Raw genomic sequence first — 20,805 nt, forward strand, 5'->3', positions numbered from 1 at the left:
TCAACACGTCGTCGACCAGGGAGGAACGTCATGGTTGTGTCTGGGCAAGCAACCCTCGAGCGGGACAACGCGACCGGTGACGGCATCCGCGCCGCGCGTGCCGGCTGGAGCTTCGGCGGCGACACGCCTCAGCACTTCGATCTCCACGTCGCGAGGTCGGTTCCGAACTACGAAGCCGGCCACAAGCTGGTCGAGCAGGTCAGCGATTTCTTCGTGAAGCGGGATTCCGTCGCCTATGAAATCGGAACGTCGACGGGGACGCTGCTTCGGCAACTCGCCAAGCGCCATCCGCACGGCACGCGCTGGATCGGCATCGATACCGAGCGGGCCATGATCGATTACGCGCGGGCGCACAGCAGGGATGTGGCGAACGTGGAATACCTGGCGGCCGATGCCTGCGAGGTCGGCTACGAGGCGAGCGACTTCATCGTGTCGTACTACACCGTGCAGTTCGTGCCGCCGCGCTATCGCCAGACCCTGATCGATGCGATCTATCGGTCGCTCAATTGGGGAGGCGCGTTCCTGTTCTTCGAGAAGGTCAGGGCGCCGGACGCGCGGTTCCAGGACATCATGACGTCGGTCTATATCGACTACAAGCTCGACAACGGCTACTCGCCGGACGAGGTGCTGGGCAAGGCCAGCAGCCTCAAGGGCGTGCTGGAACCGTTCTCGACCCAGGGCAATCTCGACATGCTGCGGCGGGCCGGGTTCGTGGACACGATGACGATCTACAAGCACGTCTGCTTCGAGGGCTTCCTGGCGATCAAGTAAGGGCCGGTTGGGGGCAGCCTCACGCCGCGTGCGCGGCGCGCTTGATCGCGGCGGCGGCGATCTTCAGGTCTTCGACGAAGCGCTCATACTCCCGCGCCTTGGCGTGGGCATCCGGCAGCCGCAGCAGGTAGGACGGGTGCACCGTCACCATCGCCTTGGGGCCGTCTGCGAGGTCGACGACATGGCCGCGGCTCTTGTTGACCGGCGTGATCTTGCCGAGCACGGACTGCGCCGCGGTGGCGCCCAGCGCCACGACCAGGGCCGGACGCACGGTGGCGAGCTCGCGCTCGTACCATTGCCGGCAGGCCTTGATCTCCGGCGTGTTCGGCTTCTGGTGCAGCCGGATCTTGCCGCGGGGCACGAACTTGAAGTGCTTCACCGCATTGGTGACGTAGACCTTGCTGCGGTCGATGCCGGCCTCGGCCAGCGCGCGGTCGAGCATCTGGCCGGCGGGACCGACGAAGGGATGGCCGGTGAGGTCCTCCTTGTCGCCGGGCTGCTCGCCGACCAGCATCAGCGGCGCATGCGCGGGGCCTTCGCCGAACACGGTTTGCGTGGCGTCCTTCCACAGCGGGCAGGCGCGGCAGCCGGCGGCTTCTTCACGCAAGGTCTCGAGATCGGTGGACTCGACATCACGTGAGGTCTCAGCAGCATGCGCGTGTGTGGTTGGCTTGCGGGTCATCTCGCTCTCCTCGACGCGTTTCTGCGGCTTGTGCGGTGAGGTGCCGGGCTCGGCGATCATCTCCGTGGTGCGCCGGGAGGCGGCCGCGATCAGCGGCTGGATGAGCTTCGCCTCGGGCAGGTTCTGCCAGTATTTCTTCGGCATCTCCTTTTCCATCGCCTTCACTTTCAGCCGTGCCGGATTGAAAATGCTGGCGTAATAGCGCAGCCACACCTCCTCGAGCCGGTCTTCGGATGGCGCGTCAGCCTTGCTCACACCGGGCGTGAAGCTGACGCGGCTGCCGTCCCAATGCGCACAGAGTTCGGGCGTCAGGATCGACCACGGCATGTCGGCGAAGCGGCGGGCGAAGAACGGCGCGGCGCGTTCGACGATGTGGTGCTCCGGCTCGAACCAGGCGACGTAGCGCGTCTCGCGCTCGCGGCCGACCTCGCGGAAGCGGACGAAGGCATGCATCTTGTGGACGTCGCGGCGCACCGCTCGCGCCAGCGCGTTGGCCTGCGCGACGTCGGGATCGGTCGCGATCTCCATCAGGTCGTGATTGGTCCTGAGACGCCACAGCAGCCGATAGAGCAGGGTGAAGCGGTTGGGGTCACTGTGCAGGATCGCGCTCTCCGCGAGCTCCATGAAGCTCGCCGGCACCGAGAACGCGCCCTCCGGCACCTCCGGCAGCGTCGTCTCGGCTTCATCGTCGAACAGATCGGCCTCCGCGCCCTTGACGCGCCAGCTCACCTCGGCCGGCTTGACGTCGTTCATCGCCAGCGCCCGCGCTGCCCGGCGCCAGCCGTCGAAATCAGTGTCGTTGTCGAGGGTTACGACGTGCATTTCTCTCCTCACGTCATTGCGAGCGAAGCGACGCAATCCAGACTTCTCGTGCGGCCCTGGATCGCTTCGCTGCGCTCGCGATGACGGCTTCCGTTAGAATCCAAATCCCAGCTGCTGCGGTTTCGGCCGCAGCCGGGCCGCCAGCGCGGCGCCGTCGAGCAGGGACGGCTGTGGCCGGTGGTCGGAGAGAACGATGAACGGCAGCGCCTTGTTCCTGATGACGTTGAGCTGGGCCAGATCCGCAAAGCGGATCGTGGTGGTGCGGCGGGTCGCGAGGATGCGCTCCACCGTGCGGGTGCCGAAGCCGGGCACGCGCAACAGCTCCTCGCGGCTTGCTGTGTTGATGTCGAGCGGGAAGCGGTCGCGGTGGCGCAGCGCCCAGGCGAGCTTGGGGTCGATGTCGAGCGGCAGCATGCCTTCGCCTTCCTCGACGATTTCATCGGCGTCGAAGCCGTAGAACCGCATCAGCCAGTCGGCCTGGTACAGCCGGTGCTCGCGCACCAAGGGCGGCGCCTGCAGCGGCAGCGCGCGGCTTGCATCGGGGATCGGGCTGAAGGCGGAGTAATAGACGCGCTTGAGCTTGTAGGCGCCGTAGAGATTGGCCGAGGTCGACAGGATGACGCGGTCGTTGGCGTCGTCGGCGCCGACGATCATCTGCGTGCTCTGGCCTGCAGGGGCAAAGCGCGGCGGCCGCGCCTTCCGCACCGTCTTCTTGGCTTCCACCGTCTCGTCGAGCTTGAGCCGGAGACGGCCCATGGTGCGGCGGATGGCGCGCTGGTCCTTCTCCGGCGCCAGCCTGGTGAGGCTCGCCTCCAGCGGCGTCTCGATGTTGATGCTGAGCCGGTCGGCATAGCGGCCAGCCTCGGCGATCAGCGCCTCGTCAGCCTCCGGAATCGTCTTCAGATGAATGTAGCCACGGAAGCGATGCTCCTCGCGCAATTTGCGCGCCACGCTCACGACCTGCTCCATGGTGTAGTCCGGGCTGCGGATGATGCCGGACGACAGGAACAGACCCTCGATGTAGTTGCGGCGATAGAAATCGATGGTGAGCTTCACCACCTCGTCGACCGTGAAGCGCGCGCGCGGCACGTTGGAGGAGGCGCGGTTGACGCAATACAGGCAGTCGTAGTTGCAGGCGTTTGTCAGCAGAACCTTGAGCAGCGAGATGCAGCGGCCGTCCGGCGCATAGGAATGGCAGATGCCCATGCCGGGCGCGGTCGAGCCGAGACCCTTGCCGTCGCGGGAATCCCGCATCTCGGTACCGCTGGAGGCGCAGGAGGCGTCGTACTTGGCGGCATCGGCCAGGATCTCCAGCTTGCGGAGCAGCTCCATACCTTTGAATCCTTTTGATTCCATTCGCTGAATCACATCCGGGGCAATCCCGATTGACTCTCTCGAAGGCGTTAGCTTTATATTAGAACGTATCATGAACAAAGAGGGCCGTCGTGGGTTCAACTGCAACAACGGCAGCGCCCGCACGATGGATGGAAGAGGAGCGGCGACGGATGACCGGCGCACGCATGGATACGCTCGCGCGTCTGCGCGGCCGCATTGCCCGTCTCGAGGCGGGAGATGGCGCACATGACCTGCGCCGGGTCGCGCTCGGCCATGACGAGGCCGACGCCGTGCTGCAGGGCGGGCTGGCCACCGGCGCGCTGCATGAGGTGTTCGCCGAGACCGGCCGTCAGGCGACGGCCGCGACCGGCTTCCTGTGCGGGCTCGCCGCGCGCGTCGCGGCGCGCCGCCCGCTGATCTGGATCCGGCAGGATTTCGCCGAGCGCGAGATGGGCGCGCTGTCGATGAGCGGGCTCGCCGAGCTTGGCCTCGACCCGCGCCGCATCGTGATCGTGCGGGCGCCCGATCTCGATCACGGCTTGCGCACCGCGGCCGACGCGCTCGCCTGCGATGCGCTGGGCGGGGTGATGCTGGAGGTGTGGGGCGAGACGCAAAAGCTCGATCTCGTCGCCAGCCGCAAGCTGACCCTGGCCGCGCAGGAGTCCGGCGTGACCGCGCTCGTGTTGCGCATTGCAGCCACACCCGAACCTTCGACCGCCGAGACGCGCTGGATCGTCCGCACCGCGCCGTCGCTGCCCTCGGCGCCCTGGATGGCCTGGGGCGCGCCGCGTCTCGACGCCGAGCTCATTCGCAATCGTCACGGCCAGACCGGACGATGGATCATGGAGTGGACCCCCGATGCGTGCCGTTTCAGCGAACCGGCGGCGGATCCTCAGCCTGTGGCTGCCGCGCCTGCCCATCGATCGGATCAAGCGAAACTGCTCCGCCGATCGGCGTGACGACCTGCCGCAGGTCGTCGTCATCAAGGACGCCAATGCGCTCTTGATCCATGCGCTGGACGAGGCAGCGGCGTGCCATGGCGTCAGCCTCGGCCAGCCGCTGGCGAACGCCCGCGCGGTCTGTCCCGACCTCGTCGTCCAAGAGGCCGACCTCGCGGCTGACGCCAAGATGCTCGAAGGCATCGCCGACTGGTGCGACCGCTTCACGCCGCTGGTGGCGCTGGATCCGCCGCATGGGCTTTCGCTCGACATCACCGGCTGCGTGCATCTGTTCGGCGGCGAAGCCAAACTGATGCGGTCGCTCTGCGATGCGCTGACCGCGCACGGTCTCACCGTGTCGGCAGCGATCGCCTCCAACGCCGTGTGTGCGCGCACGCTGAACCGGCAGGTGCATGGCCGCATCGTGCCTGACGGCGAGGAGGCGGCCGCGGTGGCGCCGCTGCCGGTGGCAGCCCTTGGCGGCAGCGAGGCGATCACGCTCGGCCTGCGCCGCGCCGGCTTGAAGACGATCGGCGACGTCGCGTCGCGCGGCCGCAACGAGATCACGGCGCGGTTCGGTGTCGCCTTCACCCGCGTGCTGGCCCAGGCGCTGGGCGAGGCCGATGCGCCGATCAGCCCGCGCAAAGTCCCGCCGGACTACATCGTCGACAAGCGCTTCGCCGAGCCGGTCGCGACCGATACGGTGATCGCGGCCAGTCTCTCCAGTCTCGCCGCGATGCTGGTGGCGGCGATGGCACAGCAGGGCAAGGGCGCGCGGCGGCTCGAGGCCTGCTTCTTCCGCACCGACGGCCTGGTGCGCGTCATCGCGGTCGACACCGGCCAGCCGGTCACCGAGGCCGCAATCATCGACCGTCTGTTCCGCGAGCGGCTCGACGCCCTGAATGATCCGCTCGATCCCGGCTTCGGCTTCGACATGATCCGGCTGTCGGCGAGCCGCAGCGAGATCGTGGTGCAGCAGCAGCGCGATCTCGACGCCCATGTCCACGACAATGACGAGCTGTCGGCGCTGATCGACCGCATCGCCGCGCGCATCGGCGGCAAACGCGTGGTCGTGCATCTGCCGGTCGACACCCACATCCCGGAACGTGCGGCGCTGCCGCTACCGGCGCAGCCAAATCTCACGGCTGCCACCGCAGCCGCCTGGCCGGAGCGCACCGAGGGCGAGCCGCCACTGCGGCCCTTGCGGCTGTTCGCGCAGCCGGAGGCGATCCAGGTGATCGCCGGGGTGCCGGACGGCCCGCCTGCGCGCTTCGTCTGGCGCCGTGCCGCGCATGCGGTGGTGCGCGCCGAAGGCCCGGAGCGCATCGCCATGGAATGGTGGCGGCCGGGCGGGCAGGGCCTCACGCGCGACTATTTCCGCGTCGAGGACGAGCACGGCCTGCGCTTCTGGCTCTACCGCGACGGGTTGTATGACCGCGAGCTCGATCAGCAGGAGGGCCTGCCCGTACAGCCCGCCTGGTACATGCACGGTCTGTTCGCATGAGGGTGGGGGAGATGGCACACATCCCGCGCCGACCTCGCTGCTCACCCTCCCCTGGAGGGGGAGGGTCGGCTCGCATGCGTGCATGCGAGCCGGGGTGGGGTGACAGACCATCCGCGTTTGCGCTGCCCGTTGTCCTCGAGGCCAACTTACCGGCAGCTGAGAAGAGCTGGCGCAATGACAACCGGTTGCTGGGCTCACCCCACCCCGCCGCGCGCTCTGCGCGTGTCGACCCTCCCCCTCCAGGGGAGGGTGGGCAGCTGTGCAAGCCGGTGCGTTGGGGCAAATCACCTGCAGGAGGCGGGCAACGCGCTGTCACGGAAACAGCCTGCGCGGTCGCGCCATGACCCCCGTCCCCTATGCCGAGATCGGCATCACCACCAACTTCTCCTTCCTGCAGGGTGGCTCGCATCCGCAGGACTACGTGCACCAGGCCGCCGTGTACGGCCTCGAAGCCATCGGCATCGCCGACCACAACACGCTGGCCGGCATCGTGCGCGCCTATAGCGAGCTCGGCAATGACCGGCTGAGCTACAAACCGCGGCTGCTCTACGGCGCGCGGCTCGTCTTCAGCTGCGGCACGCCGGACATCCTGGTTTATCCGCGCGACCGCGCGGCCTATGGCCGGCTGTGCCAGCTGCTCACCCGCGGCAAGCGCGGCAGCGATCTCGACAAGGTCGCCAAGGGCGACTGCCGCCTGACCTTCGAGGATCTGTTTGATTTCATCGAGGGGCAGCTCCTGGTGCTGATGCCGCCGCATCGCTTCGACGAGGCTGTCATCAGCGAAGTCCTGACGCGGCTGAAGGACAGCCGCGCCGAAGGCGTGTGGCTCGCCGGCAGCCTGCTCTATCGTGGCGACGACCGCCGCCGGCTGGCGCGGCTGGCGCGTCTCGCCGCATCGGTCAAGGTGCCGCTGATCGCCACCAATGACGTGCTGTATCATCATCCCCAGCAGCGGATGCTGCAGGACGTGCTGACCTGCATCCGCGAGAAAGCCTCGATCGAGGCCATCGGCCGAAGGCTCCAAGTCAATGCCGAGCGCCACCTCAAGCCGGGACACGAGATGGCGCGGCTGTTCCGCGATCATCCCGGTGCGATTGCCGAGACCATCCGCTTCACCGACCGCATCGTCTTCTCGCTCGACCAGCTCAAATACCAGTACCCCGACGAGCCGGTGCCGCCGGGCAAGACCGCGCAGGGGCATCTGCAGGACCTGACTTGGGCCGGCGCCAAAACCTATTTCGGTGATGATCTCGACGACCGCCTGCGCGCAGTCCTCGACAAGGAGCTGGCGCTGATCGCCGAGCTCAACTACGCGCATTATTTCCTCACGGTTCACGACATCGTCCGCTACGCCCGCAGCCAGGGCATCCTGTGTCAGGGCCGCGGCTCAGCGGCGAACTCGGCCGTGTGCTACGTGCTCGGCATCACCTCGGTCGATCCGACCAAGATCGATCTGCTGTTCGAGCGCTTCATCTCCAAGGAGCGGCTGGAGCCGCCCGACATCGACGTCGATTTCGAGCATTCGCGACGCGAGGAGGTGATGCAATATGTCTATCGCCGCTACGGCCGGCACCGCGCGGCGATCATCGCCACCGTCATCCATTATCGCCCGCGCAGCGCCATCCGCGACGTCGGCAAGGCGCTGGGCCTGACCGAGGACGTCACGTCGGTGCTCGCCGACACCGTGTGGGGCAGCTGGGGCGACGGCCTCTCCGACATGCAGGTGCGCCAGGCCGGGCTCGATCCAACCAATCCGATGATCCGCCGCGCCGTGGAGCTGGCATCGGAGCTGATCACCTTTCCGCGGCACCTGTCACAGCATGTCGGCGGCTACGTGCTGACCCAGGACCGGCTCGACAGCTACGTGCCGATCGGCAATGCCGCGATGGACGACCGCACCTTCATCGAATGGGACAAGGACGACGTCGACGCGTTGTCCATGATGAAGGTCGACGTGCTGGCGCTGGGCATGCTGACCTGCATCCGCAAATGCTTCGACCTGATCGCCGATCACAAGGGCCAGCGATACGTGCTTTCCGATATCCGGTCGGAGGACGACAACGAAGTCTACCAAATGCTGCAGCGGGGCGAGTCGCTCGGCGTGTTCCAGGTCGAGAGCCGGGCGCAGATGAACATGCTGCCGCGGCTGAAGCCGCGCACCTTCTACGACCTCGTCATCGAGGTCGCGATCGTCCGGCCCGGACCAATCCAGGGCGACATGGTCCATCCGTATCTGCGGCGCCGGAACGGTCTCGAAAAGGTCAGCTATCCATCGCCGGCAAACGGCCCGAAAGACGAGCTTTACAAGGTGCTGCATAAGACGCTCGGCGTGCCGCTGTTCCAGGAGCAGGCGATGCGGATCGCGATCGAGGCCGCAAAGTTCTCGTCGGAGGAAGCCAACGGCCTGCGCCGCGCGATGGCGACGTTCCGCAACGTCGGCACCATCGGCTCCTACGAGGAGAAGATGGTCGGCAACATGATCGCGCGCGGCTACGATCCGGCCTTTGCCAAGAACTGCTTTGACCAGATCAAGGGTTTTGGCTCCTACGGCTTTCCGGAAAGCCATGCCGCGAGCTTCGCCCAGCTCGTCTATGTCTCGTCCTGGCTGAAATGCTTCCATCCCGACGCGTTCTGCTGCGCGTTGCTCAACTCGCAGCCGATGGGCTTCTACGCACCGGCGCAGATCGTCGGCGACGCCCGCAAGAATGGCGTCGAGATCCGGAACATCGACGTGTCCCACAGCTTCGCCGACAACACGCTGGAGGAAATGGGTAGCAAATACTGCGCCGTCCGCCTCGGCTTCCGCCAGATCGACGGTTTCCGCTGGATCGATCGCGACGAGGAGCGGATCAAGCGATTGTCGGAGGCGATGCGGAGCGAGGCACAAGTCGCTTCCGCATTGTCATTGCAGGATGATGTGCAAGCTCTCTCCCCACCGTCATTTCGGGGCGATGCGACGAGTCAAAACAGCGAAGCTGTTTTGACCGGGGCATCGAACCCGGAATCTCGAGATTCCGGGCTCGCCCTCCGGGCGCCCCGGAATGACGCTGCGGAAGGAGGCGTTCTTTACTCACAAGCCGTTGATACGTTTCGAGCGCTCGACGCTGTCGCGTTGCCCAGGAATGACAGCGAGGGACAGGCCGGCATCTTTCTCCAGGACGACGACTGGGCCGACCGCATCATCAAGGCGCGCGCCCGCGGGCCCTTCACCTCGCTGGAAGACTTCGCCCGCGACACCGCTCTGCCCAAGCGCGCGCTGCTGCTGCTGGCCGATGCCGATGCGTTCCGCTCGCTCGGGCTCGACCGTCGTGCCGCGCTCTGGGCCGTGCGCCGGCTGCCCGACGATGTGCCGCTGCCGCTGTTCGAGGCCGCGATCGCCCGCGAGCAGCCGGACGAGGGCGCCAAGCCGCTGCCGGAGATGCCGCTGCCCGAGCACGTGGTCGCGGACTATCAGACCATCCGCCTGTCGTTGAAGGGACACCCGATGGAGTTCCTGCGCCAGCGCTTCGTTACGGAAGGCGTGCTGGCCTGCCGCGACGTCAACCACGCCAACGACCGCCGCCGCGTCCGTTGCGCCGGCGTGGTGCTGGTGCGGCAGCGGCCGGGCAGCGCCAAGGGCGTCGTGTTCATGACCCTGGAGGACGAGACCGGCATCGCCAACATCGTGGTGTGGCCGAAGGTGATGGAGACCTTCCGCAAGGAGGTGATGGGCGCGCGCCTCGTGCTGGTCGAAGGCCGCATCCAGAGCAGCCCCGAGAAGGTCGTGCATCTCGTCGCCGAGCGCCTGGTCGACCGCAGCGCCGATCTCGCCTTGTTGTCGAACGATCGTCTCGGTGTCGTGCCGCACGGCCCGATGCCCGCCGAGCCGCTCAACGACGACCGCCGCGATCACCTCGACACTCCCTCCCAGCGCGTCAGCCACCCCCGCAACGTCCGCATCCTGCCGCGCTCGCGCGATTTTCATTGAGGTGCTGTCGTGTTCACTCCGGTTGAACATGATCTCGTAGGGTGGGCAAAGGCACGGCGCGCATCGCGCGTCGTGACGTGCCCACCGGCCGCAGAGCGAGATGGAGCTGATGATGCCGAACTATCGCAGAGCGTCCATCAAAGGCGGCGTATTCTTCTTCACGGTCGTCCTGGAAGATCGCACGAGTCATCTGCTCGTCGAACAGATCGATCGCTTCCGATCTTGCTATCGCGTCGCCCAAGAACGACGCCCCTTCGAAACGATCGCAATCTGCGTGCTGCCTGATCATCTTCATGTGGTCTGGGCATTGCCAGACGACGACGCCGACTATCCGATCCGCTGGGCTTTGATCAAGAGCGGCTTCTCTCGTGGTCTGAAGTCTCAGAAGCATTCGCGCAGCCTCTCAGCCAAACGCGAGAAGGGAATCTGGCAGCGCCGCTATTGGGAGCATGCCATTCGCGATGATGCCGATCTCGCGCGCTATATCGACTACATCCATTTCAATCCCGTCAAGCATGGTCATGTCTCCCGGGTCGCAGACTGGCCGTACAGCAGCTTCCATCGCTTCGTCGAACGCGGCTGGCTCGCCGCCGATTGGGGAGGAGACGTCAAAGCTATTGCTGGTTCGTACGGTGAGTGAAGACCGTGGGCACGGCACCTCGTGCGATGCTTCGCATCGCCCGAAGCGCCTTTGCCCACCCTACGGCTTCATCATGAGCCGCCGTGATTGCGTAGGGTGGGCAAAGACGCGGCGCGCATCGCGCGTCGCGACGTGCCCACCGGCCACGGTACGATACCCGCCGTTATCTGGGAGCGCAGCGACGCGATTCAGAGTTCCAGAAATTTCGACGTGCGCGCCCAAAATTCTACTTTCTTTTTTTCAGAAACTATGCTCTATTCCGCGCATCCCGCTCCATGAAGAGGGGCGTTGCGCGCGATCGTCACGACACGCGGGGCGGGGAGCGATGGCTGTGAGATGCCGCAGCGTGGGGCGAGGCCTTGCGCGGACGAACGGCAGGCTTGCGGACGTGAAGGCGTATGGTCCTGGCGCCCCGATGCTGGCGCCAAGTCCGCGGGTGATGATCCCGCCGGCGACGGTGGCTAAAAGCCGGACACCGGGGAGAGTACGCAGTAAACGTGAAAGCCATCGCGCAGGGAAGGCCGGGCGTTCTCGGCTGCACCTGTGGTACCTGCCGCCTGCATTTTTTCTCGCAGGCGGGCCGCAGGCGTCAGCCGGCGCCTGGCCTTCCCTGCGCCCTCTTCACGAGAGGGTGAAACGATCGGCAAGACTCGGGCGCATCCGCGCCGCGAGACGACGTCTTCATGTGCGTGTCACAGTCAACGGATCGAAGCTGCAACGGATGATCGCACGATGGACCGTCACCCATCGCAGGGCCTTGAAAACCATGACTCGATTTTTGCGGACACGCGCAACGTTGCGAGCCCGTCCGAGCTGGAACGCAAATCCGGAGCATGGGCGTCAGGCTGGAGTAGGCGCGTACCCGCGGAGGTTGGCCTACAGACTGGCAACACCGTCACGGCGATCCGCCGCGCGCTCGATGCGTCCATGGTGCGTCGCGGTGAAACCGCGATTGCCCGGAACCAGCTGAATGCAGGCTGAACGGCTGTCGTTCAACTTTCAAATTTTTAAAGCAAAACAGAGGCGGGTTGGGCGATTTTTAGGTTGTTTAAAGCTCCAGTTCCGCACTATTAGCGCAACGATGAGACCGCCAGAGCCGGAATCGTCGACCGATAAAGCGAGCCGATCTGACCAGCCATGGCGTCTGACATGAACCCATCTCCGCAGATGCTCAGCACCAAGCGGCTGCTGATCGGCCTTGCTGCCCTGGCGATGGCCGGCGCGGGCGGCTATGGCTACATGCAGTTCCGGTCGGGAACGGCTGCGAAGGACAATATCGAGCTCTCCAGCCAGTCCAAACGCAACGGCACCAGCTTCACGCCATCGGCGGCGGAATGGTCGACGCTGACGATCGAGCCGGTGTGCGAGAAGATATTCCGTGCCGAGCATATTACCGAGGGCAAGGTTGCCGTCGACGAGGATCGTTCGACACCGGTTTTCTCGCCCTATGCCGGCCGTGTCACCAAGCTGCTCGCCCGTCCCGGCGAAACCGTGCGCCAGGGCCAGCCGCTGTTCGTGATCGAGGCCGCCGACACCGTGCAGGCGCAGAACGATTTCATCGCCGCCATCACCGCGATGAACAAGGCGAAGTCAGCCCTCGACCTCGCCGACATCCAGTACAAGCGCGCCAAGGACCTGTTCGAAGGCCGGGCGATCCCGCTGAAGGATTTCCAGCAGGCGGAGGCGACCTCCGTTCAGGCTCAGAATGACATGCGGTCGTCACAAACGGCGCTGGAGGCCGCGCGCAACAAGCTGCGCATCCTCGGCTTCACCGAGGCCGCGATCACCGATTTCCAGAGCAAGGGCGTGATCGATCGCGAGATCACCATCTACTCGCCGATCGCCGGCACGGTCGTGCAGCGCAAGGTCGGCCCTGGACAATATGTCAATTCCGGTGCGAGCGACCCGGTATTCGTGATCGGTGATCTCTCCACCGTCTGGCTGACGGCCTTCGTCCGCGAGAGCGATGCGGCGCTGGTGAACGTCGGCGAGGAGATTCTCGTCAACGTGCTGGCGCTGCCCGGCCGGCCGCTCAAGGCCAGCATCAACTACGTTGCCGCATCGATCGACCCGGCGACACGGCGGCTCCTGGTCCGCGCCACCATCGACAACAAGGATGGCCAGCTGAAGCCGGAGATGTTCGCCAACGTGACGATCTATTCGCCAGGCGAACAGCCCGCGGTCGCGGTGCCGCGGCAGGCGCTGATCTACGAAGGCAATCAGGTCCGCGTCTGGGTCGCCCGCCCCGACAAGTCGATCGAGCTGCGCAAGATCAAGACCGGCTTGATCAATGGCGATCAGGTCGCGGTCGAAAGCAATCTGAGCGCCGGCGAGCAGATCGTCACCAAGGGCAGCCTGTTCATCGATCGCGCAGCCTCGGGCAGCTGACATGCGCTTCTCCCGCCTGTCTTCCTGAAAGTGCCGATCTGAATGGACCGTCTCGTCGCCATCGCCGTTCAGCGGCGCTTCCTGATGGTCGGAATGTTCGTCGCCGTCCTGATCGGAGGTCTGATCGCATTCCGCCAGCTCAACATCGAGGCCTATCCAGATCCGACCCCGCCGATGGTCGACATCGTGACGCAGAGCCCCGGCCTCTCGGCCGAGGAGATCGAGCGCTACATTACGATCCCGATCGAGACCCAGGTCGCGGGCATCAAGAACCTGCGCACCATCCGCACGATCTCGCTGTATGGCCTGTCCGACGTCAAGCTGCAGTTCTCGTTCGACTACACCTACGATGAAGCCTTGCAGCAGGTGCTGAATCGCCTGTCGCAACTGTCGCCGCTGCCGGGCAACGTCACGCCGCAGATCTCACCGCTCAGCGCGGTCGGCGAAATCTATCGCTATCGCTTGCGCGGTCCGCCGGGCTACAGCGTGCTCGACCTCAAGACCTTGCAGGACTGGGTGCTACAGCGCCGCTTCCGCGCGGTGCCTGGCGTCATCGACGTCACCGGCTGGGGCGGCAAGACCAAGACCTATGAGATCCAGGTCGACTTCAACAAGCTCGTCGCGAACGGCCTGACCCTGCCGCAGCTCTTGCAGGCGGTCGGCAACTCCAACATCAACGTCGGCGGCAACACGGTCGAGATCGGCACGCAGTCGGCGGTCGTGCGCGGTGTCGGCCTGATCCGCTCGATGGACGACCTCGCCAACACCATGGTGTCGCAGAGCGGCGGCAACCCGGTGCTGGTGAAGGACGTCGCCAACGTCACGGTGGCGGAGAAGCCGCGGCTCGGCATCGCCGGCCTCAACAACAATGACGACATCGTCCAGGGCATCGTGCTGATGCGGCGCGGCGAGCAGAGCTCGCCGACGATCGCCCGCGTCGAGCAACTGGTCGATCAGATCAACAATTCGACGATCCTGCCGCCGGGCGTGCGTATCGAGCGCATCTACGACCGCAAGGACCTGATCGACACCACGACCCACACCGTGCTGCACAACATGGTGGTCGGCATCGGCCTGATCGTGCTGCTGCAGTGGATTTTCCTGGGCAATCTGCGCAGCGCGCTGATCGTCGGCGCGACCATTCCGTTCGCGCTGTTCTTTGCCGTCATCATCCTGGTGCTGCGCGGCGAGTCCGCCAACCTGCTGTCGGTCGGTGCAATCGATTTCGGCCTGATCGTCGATGCCACCGTGATCATGGTCGAGGCGATCTTCCGCCGGCTGACGCAGACCACGCCGTTATCCGCCGCCGAGGAGAGCCACATCTCGCCGGAAACGATGATGGGCATGAAGGGCCACGCGATCCTGTCGGCCGCGGCGGACGTGTCGCGCTCGATCTTCTTCGCCGCGGCCATCATCATCGCCGCGTTTCTGCCGCTGTTCACGCTCAGCGGCGTCGAGGGCAACATCTTCGGGCCGATGGCGCGCACCTACGCCTATGCGCTCGCCGGCGGTCTGCTCGCGACCTTCACGGTCACGCCCGCGCTCAGTGCGATCATCCTTCCGGCGCATGTCGAGGAGACCGAGACGCGCCTGATGCGACTGCTGCACGCGATCTATTCGCCGGTGCTGCGCTGGGCTGTCGGCAATCGCAACCTGGTGATGACCGGCGCGATCGGCCTCGTATTGCTGACGGTGGTGGTTGGCCGACTGCTGGGCCTGGAATTCCTGCCCAAGCTGGAGGAGGGCAATCTCTGGATCCGTGCGACCCTGCCGCCGACGATCTCGCTGCAGGAAGGCAACGCCTACGTCAACGAGATGCGCAAGATCATCCGCGCGCGGCCCGAGGTCGATGCGGTGGTCTCGCAGCACGGCCGTCCCGACGACGGCACCGATGCCGCGGGCTTCTTCAATGCCGAGTTCTTCGCGCCGCTGAAGCCGGTCAAGGACTGGCCCGGCACCAAGGACAAGGACCAGCTCACTGCGGAGCTGCTGAAGCAGCTCGACGACCGCTTTCCCGGTGTCGAGTTCAACTTCTCGCAATATCTGCAGGACAACGTCTCGGAAGCCGTCTCCGGCGTGAAGGGCGAGAACTCGATCAAGCTCTACGGCAATGATCTGCAGGCGCTGACGGACACCGCCAACAAGATCAAGCAGGTCCTGTCCACCGTGCAGGGCGTCACCGACCTTGCGGTGTTTACCTCGCTCGGACAGCCGACGGTCCAGATCGACATCGACCGCGCCAAGGCTGCACGCTATGGGCTGGCGCCCGGCGACATCAACGCCACCATCAAGGTCGCGATCGGCGGCGACACTGCGGGCGATCTCTACGAGCCGGGCAGCGACCGGCATTTCCCGATCATCGTCCGTCTGGCGCCGGAATATCGCAAGAGTGCGGAGGCGATCGAGAATTTGCGCATCGGCGCGCAGGGGCCGAACGGCATCACCCAGATTCCGCTGAGCGAGGTCGCGACCATCAAGCTGGTCTCGGGCGCGGCCTATATCTATCGCGAGCAGCAGGAGCGCTATCTGCCGATCAAGTTCTCGGTGCGCGAGCGCGATCTCGGCAGTGCGATCCAGGAGGCGCAGCAGAAGGTCGCCGAGCAAGTGCAGTTGCCGCCGGGCTCACGCGTCGAGTGGGTCGGCGAGTTCGGCAATCTGCAGGACGCAATCAAACGGTTGTCGATCGTGGTGCCGATCAGCCTCGCTCTGATCGGCGTGCTCTTGTGGTTCAATTTCGGCTCGATGGTCGACACGCTGCTGGCGATGAGCGTGATCCCGATGGCGATCTTCGGCGGCGTCGTCGGCCTCGTGTTGTCGGGCATTCCGTTCAGCGTGTCGGCCGCGATCGGCTTCATCGCGCTGTTCGGCATCGCCGTGATGGACGGCATCATCATCCTGTCGCAGTTCAACCAGCTGATCGACGAGGGCGTCGACCGCATCGAGGCGGTCATCCGCACCGGCGAATTGCAGCTTCGTCCGGTGCTGATGACCTGCGTCGTCGCCGGCATCGGCCTGATGCCGGCCGCGGTGTCGACCGGCATCGGCTCGCAGGTGCAGAAGCCGCTTGCGATCGTCGTGGTCACCGGCATGATGCTGGCGCCGGTGGTCATCCTCATCACGCTGCCGGTCCTGATCTCGCTGTTCTCGCGGCGACGGGTCCGCTAGATGCGCATGTGCTCGTCGATGCGCGCGGCGGAGTCACGATCGACCGCGGCGGCATCAACGATCTCGCCGCGCTTGAACACGAGGTATCTGTCGCTGATCGAAAGCGCGAACGGCAGATGCTGCTCGACCACGATCATGGAGGTGCCGATCTCGCGTCGGACGCGCACCAGCACCTCGGACAGCCGGTCGACGACGGAGGGCTGCAGACCTTCCGTGACCTCGTCGAGCAGCAGCACGTCGGGCTTCGCCATCAGCGCGCGCGCCACGATCAGCATCTTCTGCTCGCCGCCGGACAGCGTGCCGGCCCGCTGGCTCAGCCGCTTGGTCAGCACCGGAAACCAGCCGCCGACCTGCTCGAAACGCGCGCTCATGTCATCGTCCGTGAGCACGCCAAGTCTGAGATTGTCGCGCACCGACAGGTCCTGGAACAGCGCATGTTCCTGGGGAACATAGACCAGCCCCATCTTCCGCTTCAGATGCGGCGCCACCCGCGTCACGTCCTTGCCTGCAAGTTTCACTCGGCCGCGCCAGGCCGGCAGGAAGCCGACGATGGCCTTGAGCAGCGAGGTCTTGCCCATGCCGTTCTTGCCGACGATGGCAAGGGTTTCGGCTTTGCCGAGTGCAAAGCCGACATTGCTGATCACCTCCGACGAGCCATAGCCGCTCGCCAGCTCGGTGACTTCCAGCGTCGCGCTCATGCCGTGGCCTCCGCATGCGGCGCGTGCTGGCCGGTATATATCTCGCGTACCAGCTCGCTGTTCACGACCTCGTCGACCGAGCCGTCGAGCGCGAGCCGGCCCTGGTGCAGTACGATGATGCGCGAGGAGATCTCGCGGACGAAATCGAGATCGTGCTCGACCAGGAGTATGCAGAGGCGGTCGCGACGGGCGAGGGCGGTGAGGATATCGGCGAAGCTCTGGCGCTCTGCGCGCGTCAGTCCGGCGGTTGGCTCATCCAGCAGCAGCACGTCGGGCTCGAGCGACAGCATCATCGCGAGCTCGAGCGCCTGCTTCAGGCCATGGCTGAGATTGCGGGCCTCCTCGTCGAGGCGCTGGCTGAGCCCGGAGCGTTCGACGACCGACATGGCGGCAGGCGGCAGCACCAGCGTCACCGCGCGCGACGTCAGCGCAGGAGGATCAGCATGTGTCCGCGCGACGCGCAGGCACTCGGCGACGGTCAGCGTCTCGAACACCGAAGCCGTCTGGAACTTGCGCCCGAGACCAAAACGGACGACGCGATCCGGCGGCAGTCGCGCAATGTCACGGCCGGCGATCGCGACGTCGCCGGTCGAGCGCTCGCGGCCGTCGGAGAGGCAACGGATTAAGGTGGTCTTGCCGGCCCCGTTGGGACCGACGAGGCTCAGCAATTCGCCGCGATATGCCGTGAACTGCACGCCGTCCAGCACCGCGAGACTGCCATAATGCTTGCCGAGCGCGCGAACTTCGATTGCAACGGCGTCCGGATGACTGACCGCCGTGGCGGCGGCGGCCGGGCGCAGCGTCGTCGCAGTGCTCCGTCCCGAACCACCGCGCTTGAACAGGCGAATCACAGCGCCGAGCAGGCCGTCGGGGAAGACAAGGATCACGATGATCAGCGCAAGCCCGACGATCAGCTCCCACACATAGGGGAGGCTATTGGCAAGGTAGGCGCTCGCCACCTCCATGCACAGCGCGCCGATCACCGGACCGATCACGGTGCCGCGGCCACCAAGCGCGACCATGATCACGAGGTTAGTGCCGAAAGTGAAGCTGGCGTTCTCGGGCGCGGCGACGGCGCCGAAGCCCGCGTAGAAGAAGCCGGCGAGCGCAGACACGATTGCGGACAGCACGAGCACGATGATGCGCAGCCGCGAGGTGTCGATGCCGAGATAGCTGCAGCGCGCGTCGTTGTCGCGCAGCGCTGCAAGCAGGCGCCCGGTGTCGCTGCGCATCAGGATGAGCGCCAGCACTGCCGTGGCAAGCAGCCCGAGACCGGCGAGGCGCAGCCAGGTCTCGATCTCCAGATCGAAGCTCTCGAAGCCGACGAGGCCGCTGGACGAGCCGGTGAAGGTGCCGCCGGAATAGAGGATCTGCACCAGCACGATCGGCACTACCAGAGAGATCACCGAGGCGTAGAGCGGTGTCGAGCCGGGATAGAACGACAGCCAGCCGGTGAAGGCAGCCACCGCCGCAGCGACGGCAACCGCGGCGGCGATCGCTGCACACACCTGCCAGGTGCCGAATCCATATTCGGTGAACATGATTGCGAGCGCATAGGCGCCGATGCCGAAGAACGCGGACTGGCCGAAGGTCAGCGTGCCGCAATAGCCCCACATGATGTCGACGGTAATGGCGGCGATGGCGACGAAGCAGGCACGCACCAGGATGTTCACGAGGTAGGTATCGAGCAGCAGCGGCGCGATGACGATCACGCCGGCCGCGATGGCCACGAGCACCACCGGGACGATCATGCGCGGCATCGCACGGCTCATTGCGGGCGTCTCGGGCGAGGCGAGGGGACGCGCATCAGGCACGGGCAAAACCCTCCGGCCGGATCCGCAGCACGATGGCGGCGCAGATCGCAATGGTAAGGCCGCCGAGGATCGGATTGACAAAGGTCGAGACCAGCACCTGCAGCGTGCCGAGCACGGCACAGGAGCCGGCCAGTGCCAGCAGCGAGCCGCCGGACACCATGACCAGCATGAACGCGCCGATCAGCCAGGGCACGCCCATGTTTGGATCGACGCTCGACAGCGGCGTGATCAGCGCGCCCGAAAGCGCAGCGAGCCCGCTGCCGAGCGCGAAGGTGATGAGCCTGACGCGCGAGGAATCGACGCCGAGGCCCTGCGCCAGCATTTCGTTCATGATCACGGCCTTGGTCGACAGGCCGAGCCGCGTCCCGTTGAGCAGGGCGGTGAACAGCAGGCCGACAATGATGGCCGCGACGATCATCACCAGCCGGTAGGCCGAATAGTCCGCCCCGAACAGATGGATCGTGCCTGAGATTGGCGCCTGCACGAACTGGACCTCGCGGCCGAACATCAACGTAATGAGCTGTCCGAGAACGATTCCGAGTCCCCAGGTGGCGAGGATCGCATCGAGCGGGCGCTTGTAGAGACGCCGCACGATCACGACCTCGGTGACCCCGCCGCAGACGGCGCCGGCAGCAAAGGCAAGCGGCAGGATCAGGAACCAGGGCAGGTTCAACTGCGTGCCGACCAGCGCGGCATAGGCGCCGACGGTGAGAAAGGCGGCATGGGCGAAATTGATGATCTTCATGACGCCGAACACGATCAGGAGACCGGCGGCGATGATGAAGAGCATGGCGGCCGTCGTGACGGCATCAAGGGCGACGGTCAGCATGGTCATTTCCAGTCGAGAGGTTGCGAGGCGGACGCGCGTCCGCCCCGCGGGAGCATACGCGATCAGGACTTGCCCGGGCACTGCGCGCCGGGATCGACGTTCCGGAAGCTCTGGATCACCTTCACGCTGCCGTCGGCCTGGACCTGGCCGAGATACATGGTCAGCGGCGCATGGCGCTGCTTGTCCATCTTGATCGTGCCGCGCGGGCCGTCGGCCGAGACCTCGGCCAACGCCTTCAGGACCTTGTCCTGGTCGGTGCTGCCGGCCTTCTCGACCGCCGCCTTGTAGGCGTAGACCGCCTCATATTCCGGGACCGAGAGATCGTTCGGCGTCTTGAGCTCGGCGCCGAACTTCTTGGCCATCGCCGCCAGGAACGTCTTGTTGGCGGGCGTGTCGATGCCGGTCACGTAGGAGGCGGAGAGGAAGATGCCGGCGGCATCAGCGCCCATGCCCTTGGCGGTGCCTTCGTCGACGGCGAGGTTGCCGTAAGGCAGATTCACGCCGGCGGCGCGCAGCTGCTTGGTCAGTGTCACGTTTGGCGCGCCGCCCGCGGTCGAGGTGATCAGCGCGTCCGCACCCGATGCCTTGAGCTTGGAGATGATCGACGTCCAGTCGGAGCCATCCATCGGCAGATATTCCTCGCCGACCACCTTGCCACCGGTCTTCTCGATGTAGCTCTTGGTGAAGCCGAGCATGCCGCGGCCGAAGGCGTAGTCGGAGCCGATCAGGAAATAGTTCTTCGCCTTCTTCTCCTTGTTGAAGTAGTCGACGATCGGAGGCACCTGCTGGTCCGGCACCCAGGCGTTGACATACAGATAGGGGCTGCAGGACTTGCCCTCGTAGAACGAGGTGTAGATGTAGGGCGTCTTGCCGCGGGCGACGATCGGCAGGCCGGCATTGCGGGCCGCGCTGGTCTCCATCGAGATCAGCACGTTGACCTTCTTCTGGAAGATCAGGGCGTCGAATGCCTTCTGCGCGCCGGCGGCGCCCGAGGCGTCATCGGCGACCTCGAGCGCGAGCTTGCGGCCGAGCACGCCGCCCTTGGCGTTGATCTCCTCAACTGCGAGCTCGGCCGACTGCACGACCGAGGGAGCGACGACGGAGTTGGCGCCGGACAGGCCGACGGGGACGCCGATCTTGATCGGATCGGCAGCCAGAGCAGGCGAGAGGGCTGTTGCCGCAAGGGCGAGCGCCAGCGAGGTGGTGATCAAACGCGACGTCATCGATGGTCCTCCGTGAATGGTCGAAATGA

13 protein-coding genes are annotated in these 20,805 nt (G+C 65.7%); 7 read left to right on the forward strand and 6 right to left on the reverse strand.

Annotated features, from left to right (window positions below; all coding sequences use genetic code 11):
- The first annotated feature begins 30 nt into the window (after positions 1 to 30).
- The gene (locus QX135_RS08830; RefSeq protein WP_315757705.1) at positions 31 to 771 is read left to right on the forward strand and encodes a methyltransferase domain-containing protein; all 741 of its coding nucleotides are present in this window, start codon (positions 31 to 33) and stop codon (positions 769 to 771) included.
- A gap of 19 nt (positions 772 to 790) precedes the next feature.
- On the opposite strand, the gene QX135_RS08835 is transcribed toward QX135_RS08830, so the two are convergent.
- Entirely contained in the window at positions 791 to 2,275 is a 1,485-nt protein-coding gene (locus QX135_RS08835) for a UdgX family uracil-DNA binding protein (RefSeq protein WP_316176621.1), read from the reverse strand.
- Positions 2,276 to 2,368: 93 nt separating this feature from the next.
- Entirely contained in the window at positions 2,369 to 3,607 is a 1,239-nt protein-coding gene (locus tag QX135_RS08840; RefSeq protein WP_315798068.1) for a putative DNA modification/repair radical SAM protein, read from the reverse strand.
- Positions 3,608 to 3,780: 173 nt separating this feature from the next.
- Between QX135_RS08840 and QX135_RS08845 the strand changes: the two genes are divergently transcribed.
- From QX135_RS08845 to QX135_RS08870, 6 genes are all read left to right on the forward strand, one after another.
- Positions 3,781 to 4,569, forward strand: a complete 789-nt coding sequence (locus QX135_RS08845; protein ID WP_315813084.1) for a DNA repair protein — start codon at positions 3,781 to 3,783, stop codon at positions 4,567 to 4,569.
- Positions 4,469 to 6,052 carry a DNA polymerase Y family protein gene (locus tag QX135_RS08850; protein WP_316176620.1) on the forward strand — a complete coding sequence of 528 codons (1,584 nt, stop codon included), beginning with the start codon at positions 4,469 to 4,471 and terminating at the stop codon, positions 6,050 to 6,052. Before QX135_RS08845 ends, QX135_RS08850 begins: the two co-directional genes overlap by 101 nt.
- Positions 6,053 to 6,392: 340 nt before the next feature.
- The gene (locus tag QX135_RS08855) at positions 6,393 to 10,019 is read left to right on the forward strand and encodes an error-prone DNA polymerase (protein WP_316176619.1); all 3,627 of its coding nucleotides are present in this window, start codon (positions 6,393 to 6,395) and stop codon (positions 10,017 to 10,019) included.
- 112 nt (positions 10,020 to 10,131) lie between these two features.
- A complete protein-coding gene (locus QX135_RS08860; RefSeq protein WP_410052095.1) occupies positions 10,132 to 10,659 on the forward strand; it encodes an REP-associated tyrosine transposase in 528 nt (175 codons plus the stop codon).
- Between the two features lie 1,149 nt (positions 10,660 to 11,808).
- Complete coding sequence (locus tag QX135_RS08865; protein WP_410052026.1) at positions 11,809 to 13,047, forward strand: efflux RND transporter periplasmic adaptor subunit; 1,239 nt, start codon at positions 11,809 to 11,811, stop codon at positions 13,045 to 13,047.
- A 42-nt stretch (positions 13,048 to 13,089) separates the two neighbouring features.
- Positions 13,090 to 16,212: a CusA/CzcA family heavy metal efflux RND transporter gene (locus QX135_RS08870; RefSeq protein WP_315779718.1), complete on the forward strand. Its 3,123-nt coding sequence runs from the start codon at positions 13,090 to 13,092 to the stop codon at positions 16,210 to 16,212.
- Here QX135_RS08870 and QX135_RS08875 read toward each other — a convergent pair.
- From QX135_RS08875 to QX135_RS08890, 4 genes are all read right to left on the reverse strand, one after another.
- Entirely contained in the window at positions 16,209 to 16,910 is a 702-nt protein-coding gene (locus tag QX135_RS08875) for an ABC transporter ATP-binding protein (protein ID WP_316176616.1), read from the reverse strand. The two genes, QX135_RS08870 and QX135_RS08875, sit on opposite strands and share 4 nt — an antisense overlap.
- The gene (locus tag QX135_RS08880; RefSeq protein ID WP_316176615.1) at positions 16,907 to 18,682 is read right to left on the reverse strand and encodes a branched-chain amino acid ABC transporter ATP-binding protein/permease; all 1,776 of its coding nucleotides are present in this window, start codon (positions 18,680 to 18,682) and stop codon (positions 16,907 to 16,909) included. The genes QX135_RS08875 and QX135_RS08880 overlap by 4 nt, the downstream gene beginning before the upstream one ends.
- 34 nt (positions 18,683 to 18,716) lie before the next feature.
- Positions 18,717 to 19,553, reverse strand: coding sequence for a branched-chain amino acid ABC transporter permease (locus QX135_RS08885; protein WP_315772549.1), 837 nt, complete (start codon positions 19,551 to 19,553; stop codon positions 18,717 to 18,719).
- Between the two features lie 62 nt (positions 19,554 to 19,615).
- Complete coding sequence (locus QX135_RS08890) at positions 19,616 to 20,776, reverse strand: substrate-binding protein (RefSeq protein ID WP_316176614.1); 1,161 nt, start codon at positions 20,774 to 20,776, stop codon at positions 19,616 to 19,618.
- Between the last annotated feature and the right edge of the window lie 29 nt (positions 20,777 to 20,805).

Origin of the sequence: Bradyrhizobium sp. SZCCHNR1098 (genome assembly GCF_032489375.1) — a bacterium.
In the GTDB taxonomy this organism is placed as follows: domain Bacteria; phylum Pseudomonadota; class Alphaproteobacteria; order Rhizobiales; family Xanthobacteraceae; genus Bradyrhizobium.

Coding starts and splice junctions, on each gene's coding strand:
- QX135_RS08830 (WP_315757705.1), top strand. CDS start 31: ATGGTTGTGTCTGGGCAAGCAACCCTCGAGCGGGACAACGCGACCGGT.
- QX135_RS08835 (WP_316176621.1), bottom strand. CDS start 2,275: ATGCACGTCGTAACCCTCGACAACGACACTGATTTCGACGGCTGGCGC.
- QX135_RS08840 (WP_315798068.1), bottom strand. CDS start 3,607: ATGGAGCTGCTCCGCAAGCTGGAGATCCTGGCCGATGCCGCCAAGTAC.
- QX135_RS08845 (WP_315813084.1), top strand. CDS start 3,781: ATGACCGGCGCACGCATGGATACGCTCGCGCGTCTGCGCGGCCGCATT.
- QX135_RS08850 (WP_316176620.1), top strand. CDS start 4,469: ATGCGTGCCGTTTCAGCGAACCGGCGGCGGATCCTCAGCCTGTGGCTG.
- QX135_RS08855 (WP_316176619.1), top strand. CDS start 6,393: ATGACCCCCGTCCCCTATGCCGAGATCGGCATCACCACCAACTTCTCC.
- QX135_RS08860 (WP_410052095.1), top strand. CDS start 10,132: ATGCCGAACTATCGCAGAGCGTCCATCAAAGGCGGCGTATTCTTCTTC.
- QX135_RS08865 (WP_410052026.1), top strand. CDS start 11,809: ATGAACCCATCTCCGCAGATGCTCAGCACCAAGCGGCTGCTGATCGGC.
- QX135_RS08870 (WP_315779718.1), top strand. CDS start 13,090: ATGGACCGTCTCGTCGCCATCGCCGTTCAGCGGCGCTTCCTGATGGTC.
- QX135_RS08875 (WP_316176616.1), bottom strand. CDS start 16,910: ATGAGCGCGACGCTGGAAGTCACCGAGCTGGCGAGCGGCTATGGCTCG.
- QX135_RS08880 (WP_316176615.1), bottom strand. CDS start 18,682: ATGAGCCGTGCGATGCCGCGCATGATCGTCCCGGTGGTGCTCGTGGCC.
- QX135_RS08885 (WP_315772549.1), bottom strand. CDS start 19,553: ATGCTGACCGTCGCCCTTGATGCCGTCACGACGGCCGCCATGCTCTTC.
- QX135_RS08890 (WP_316176614.1), bottom strand. CDS start 20,776: ATGACGTCGCGTTTGATCACCACCTCGCTGGCGCTCGCCCTTGCGGCA.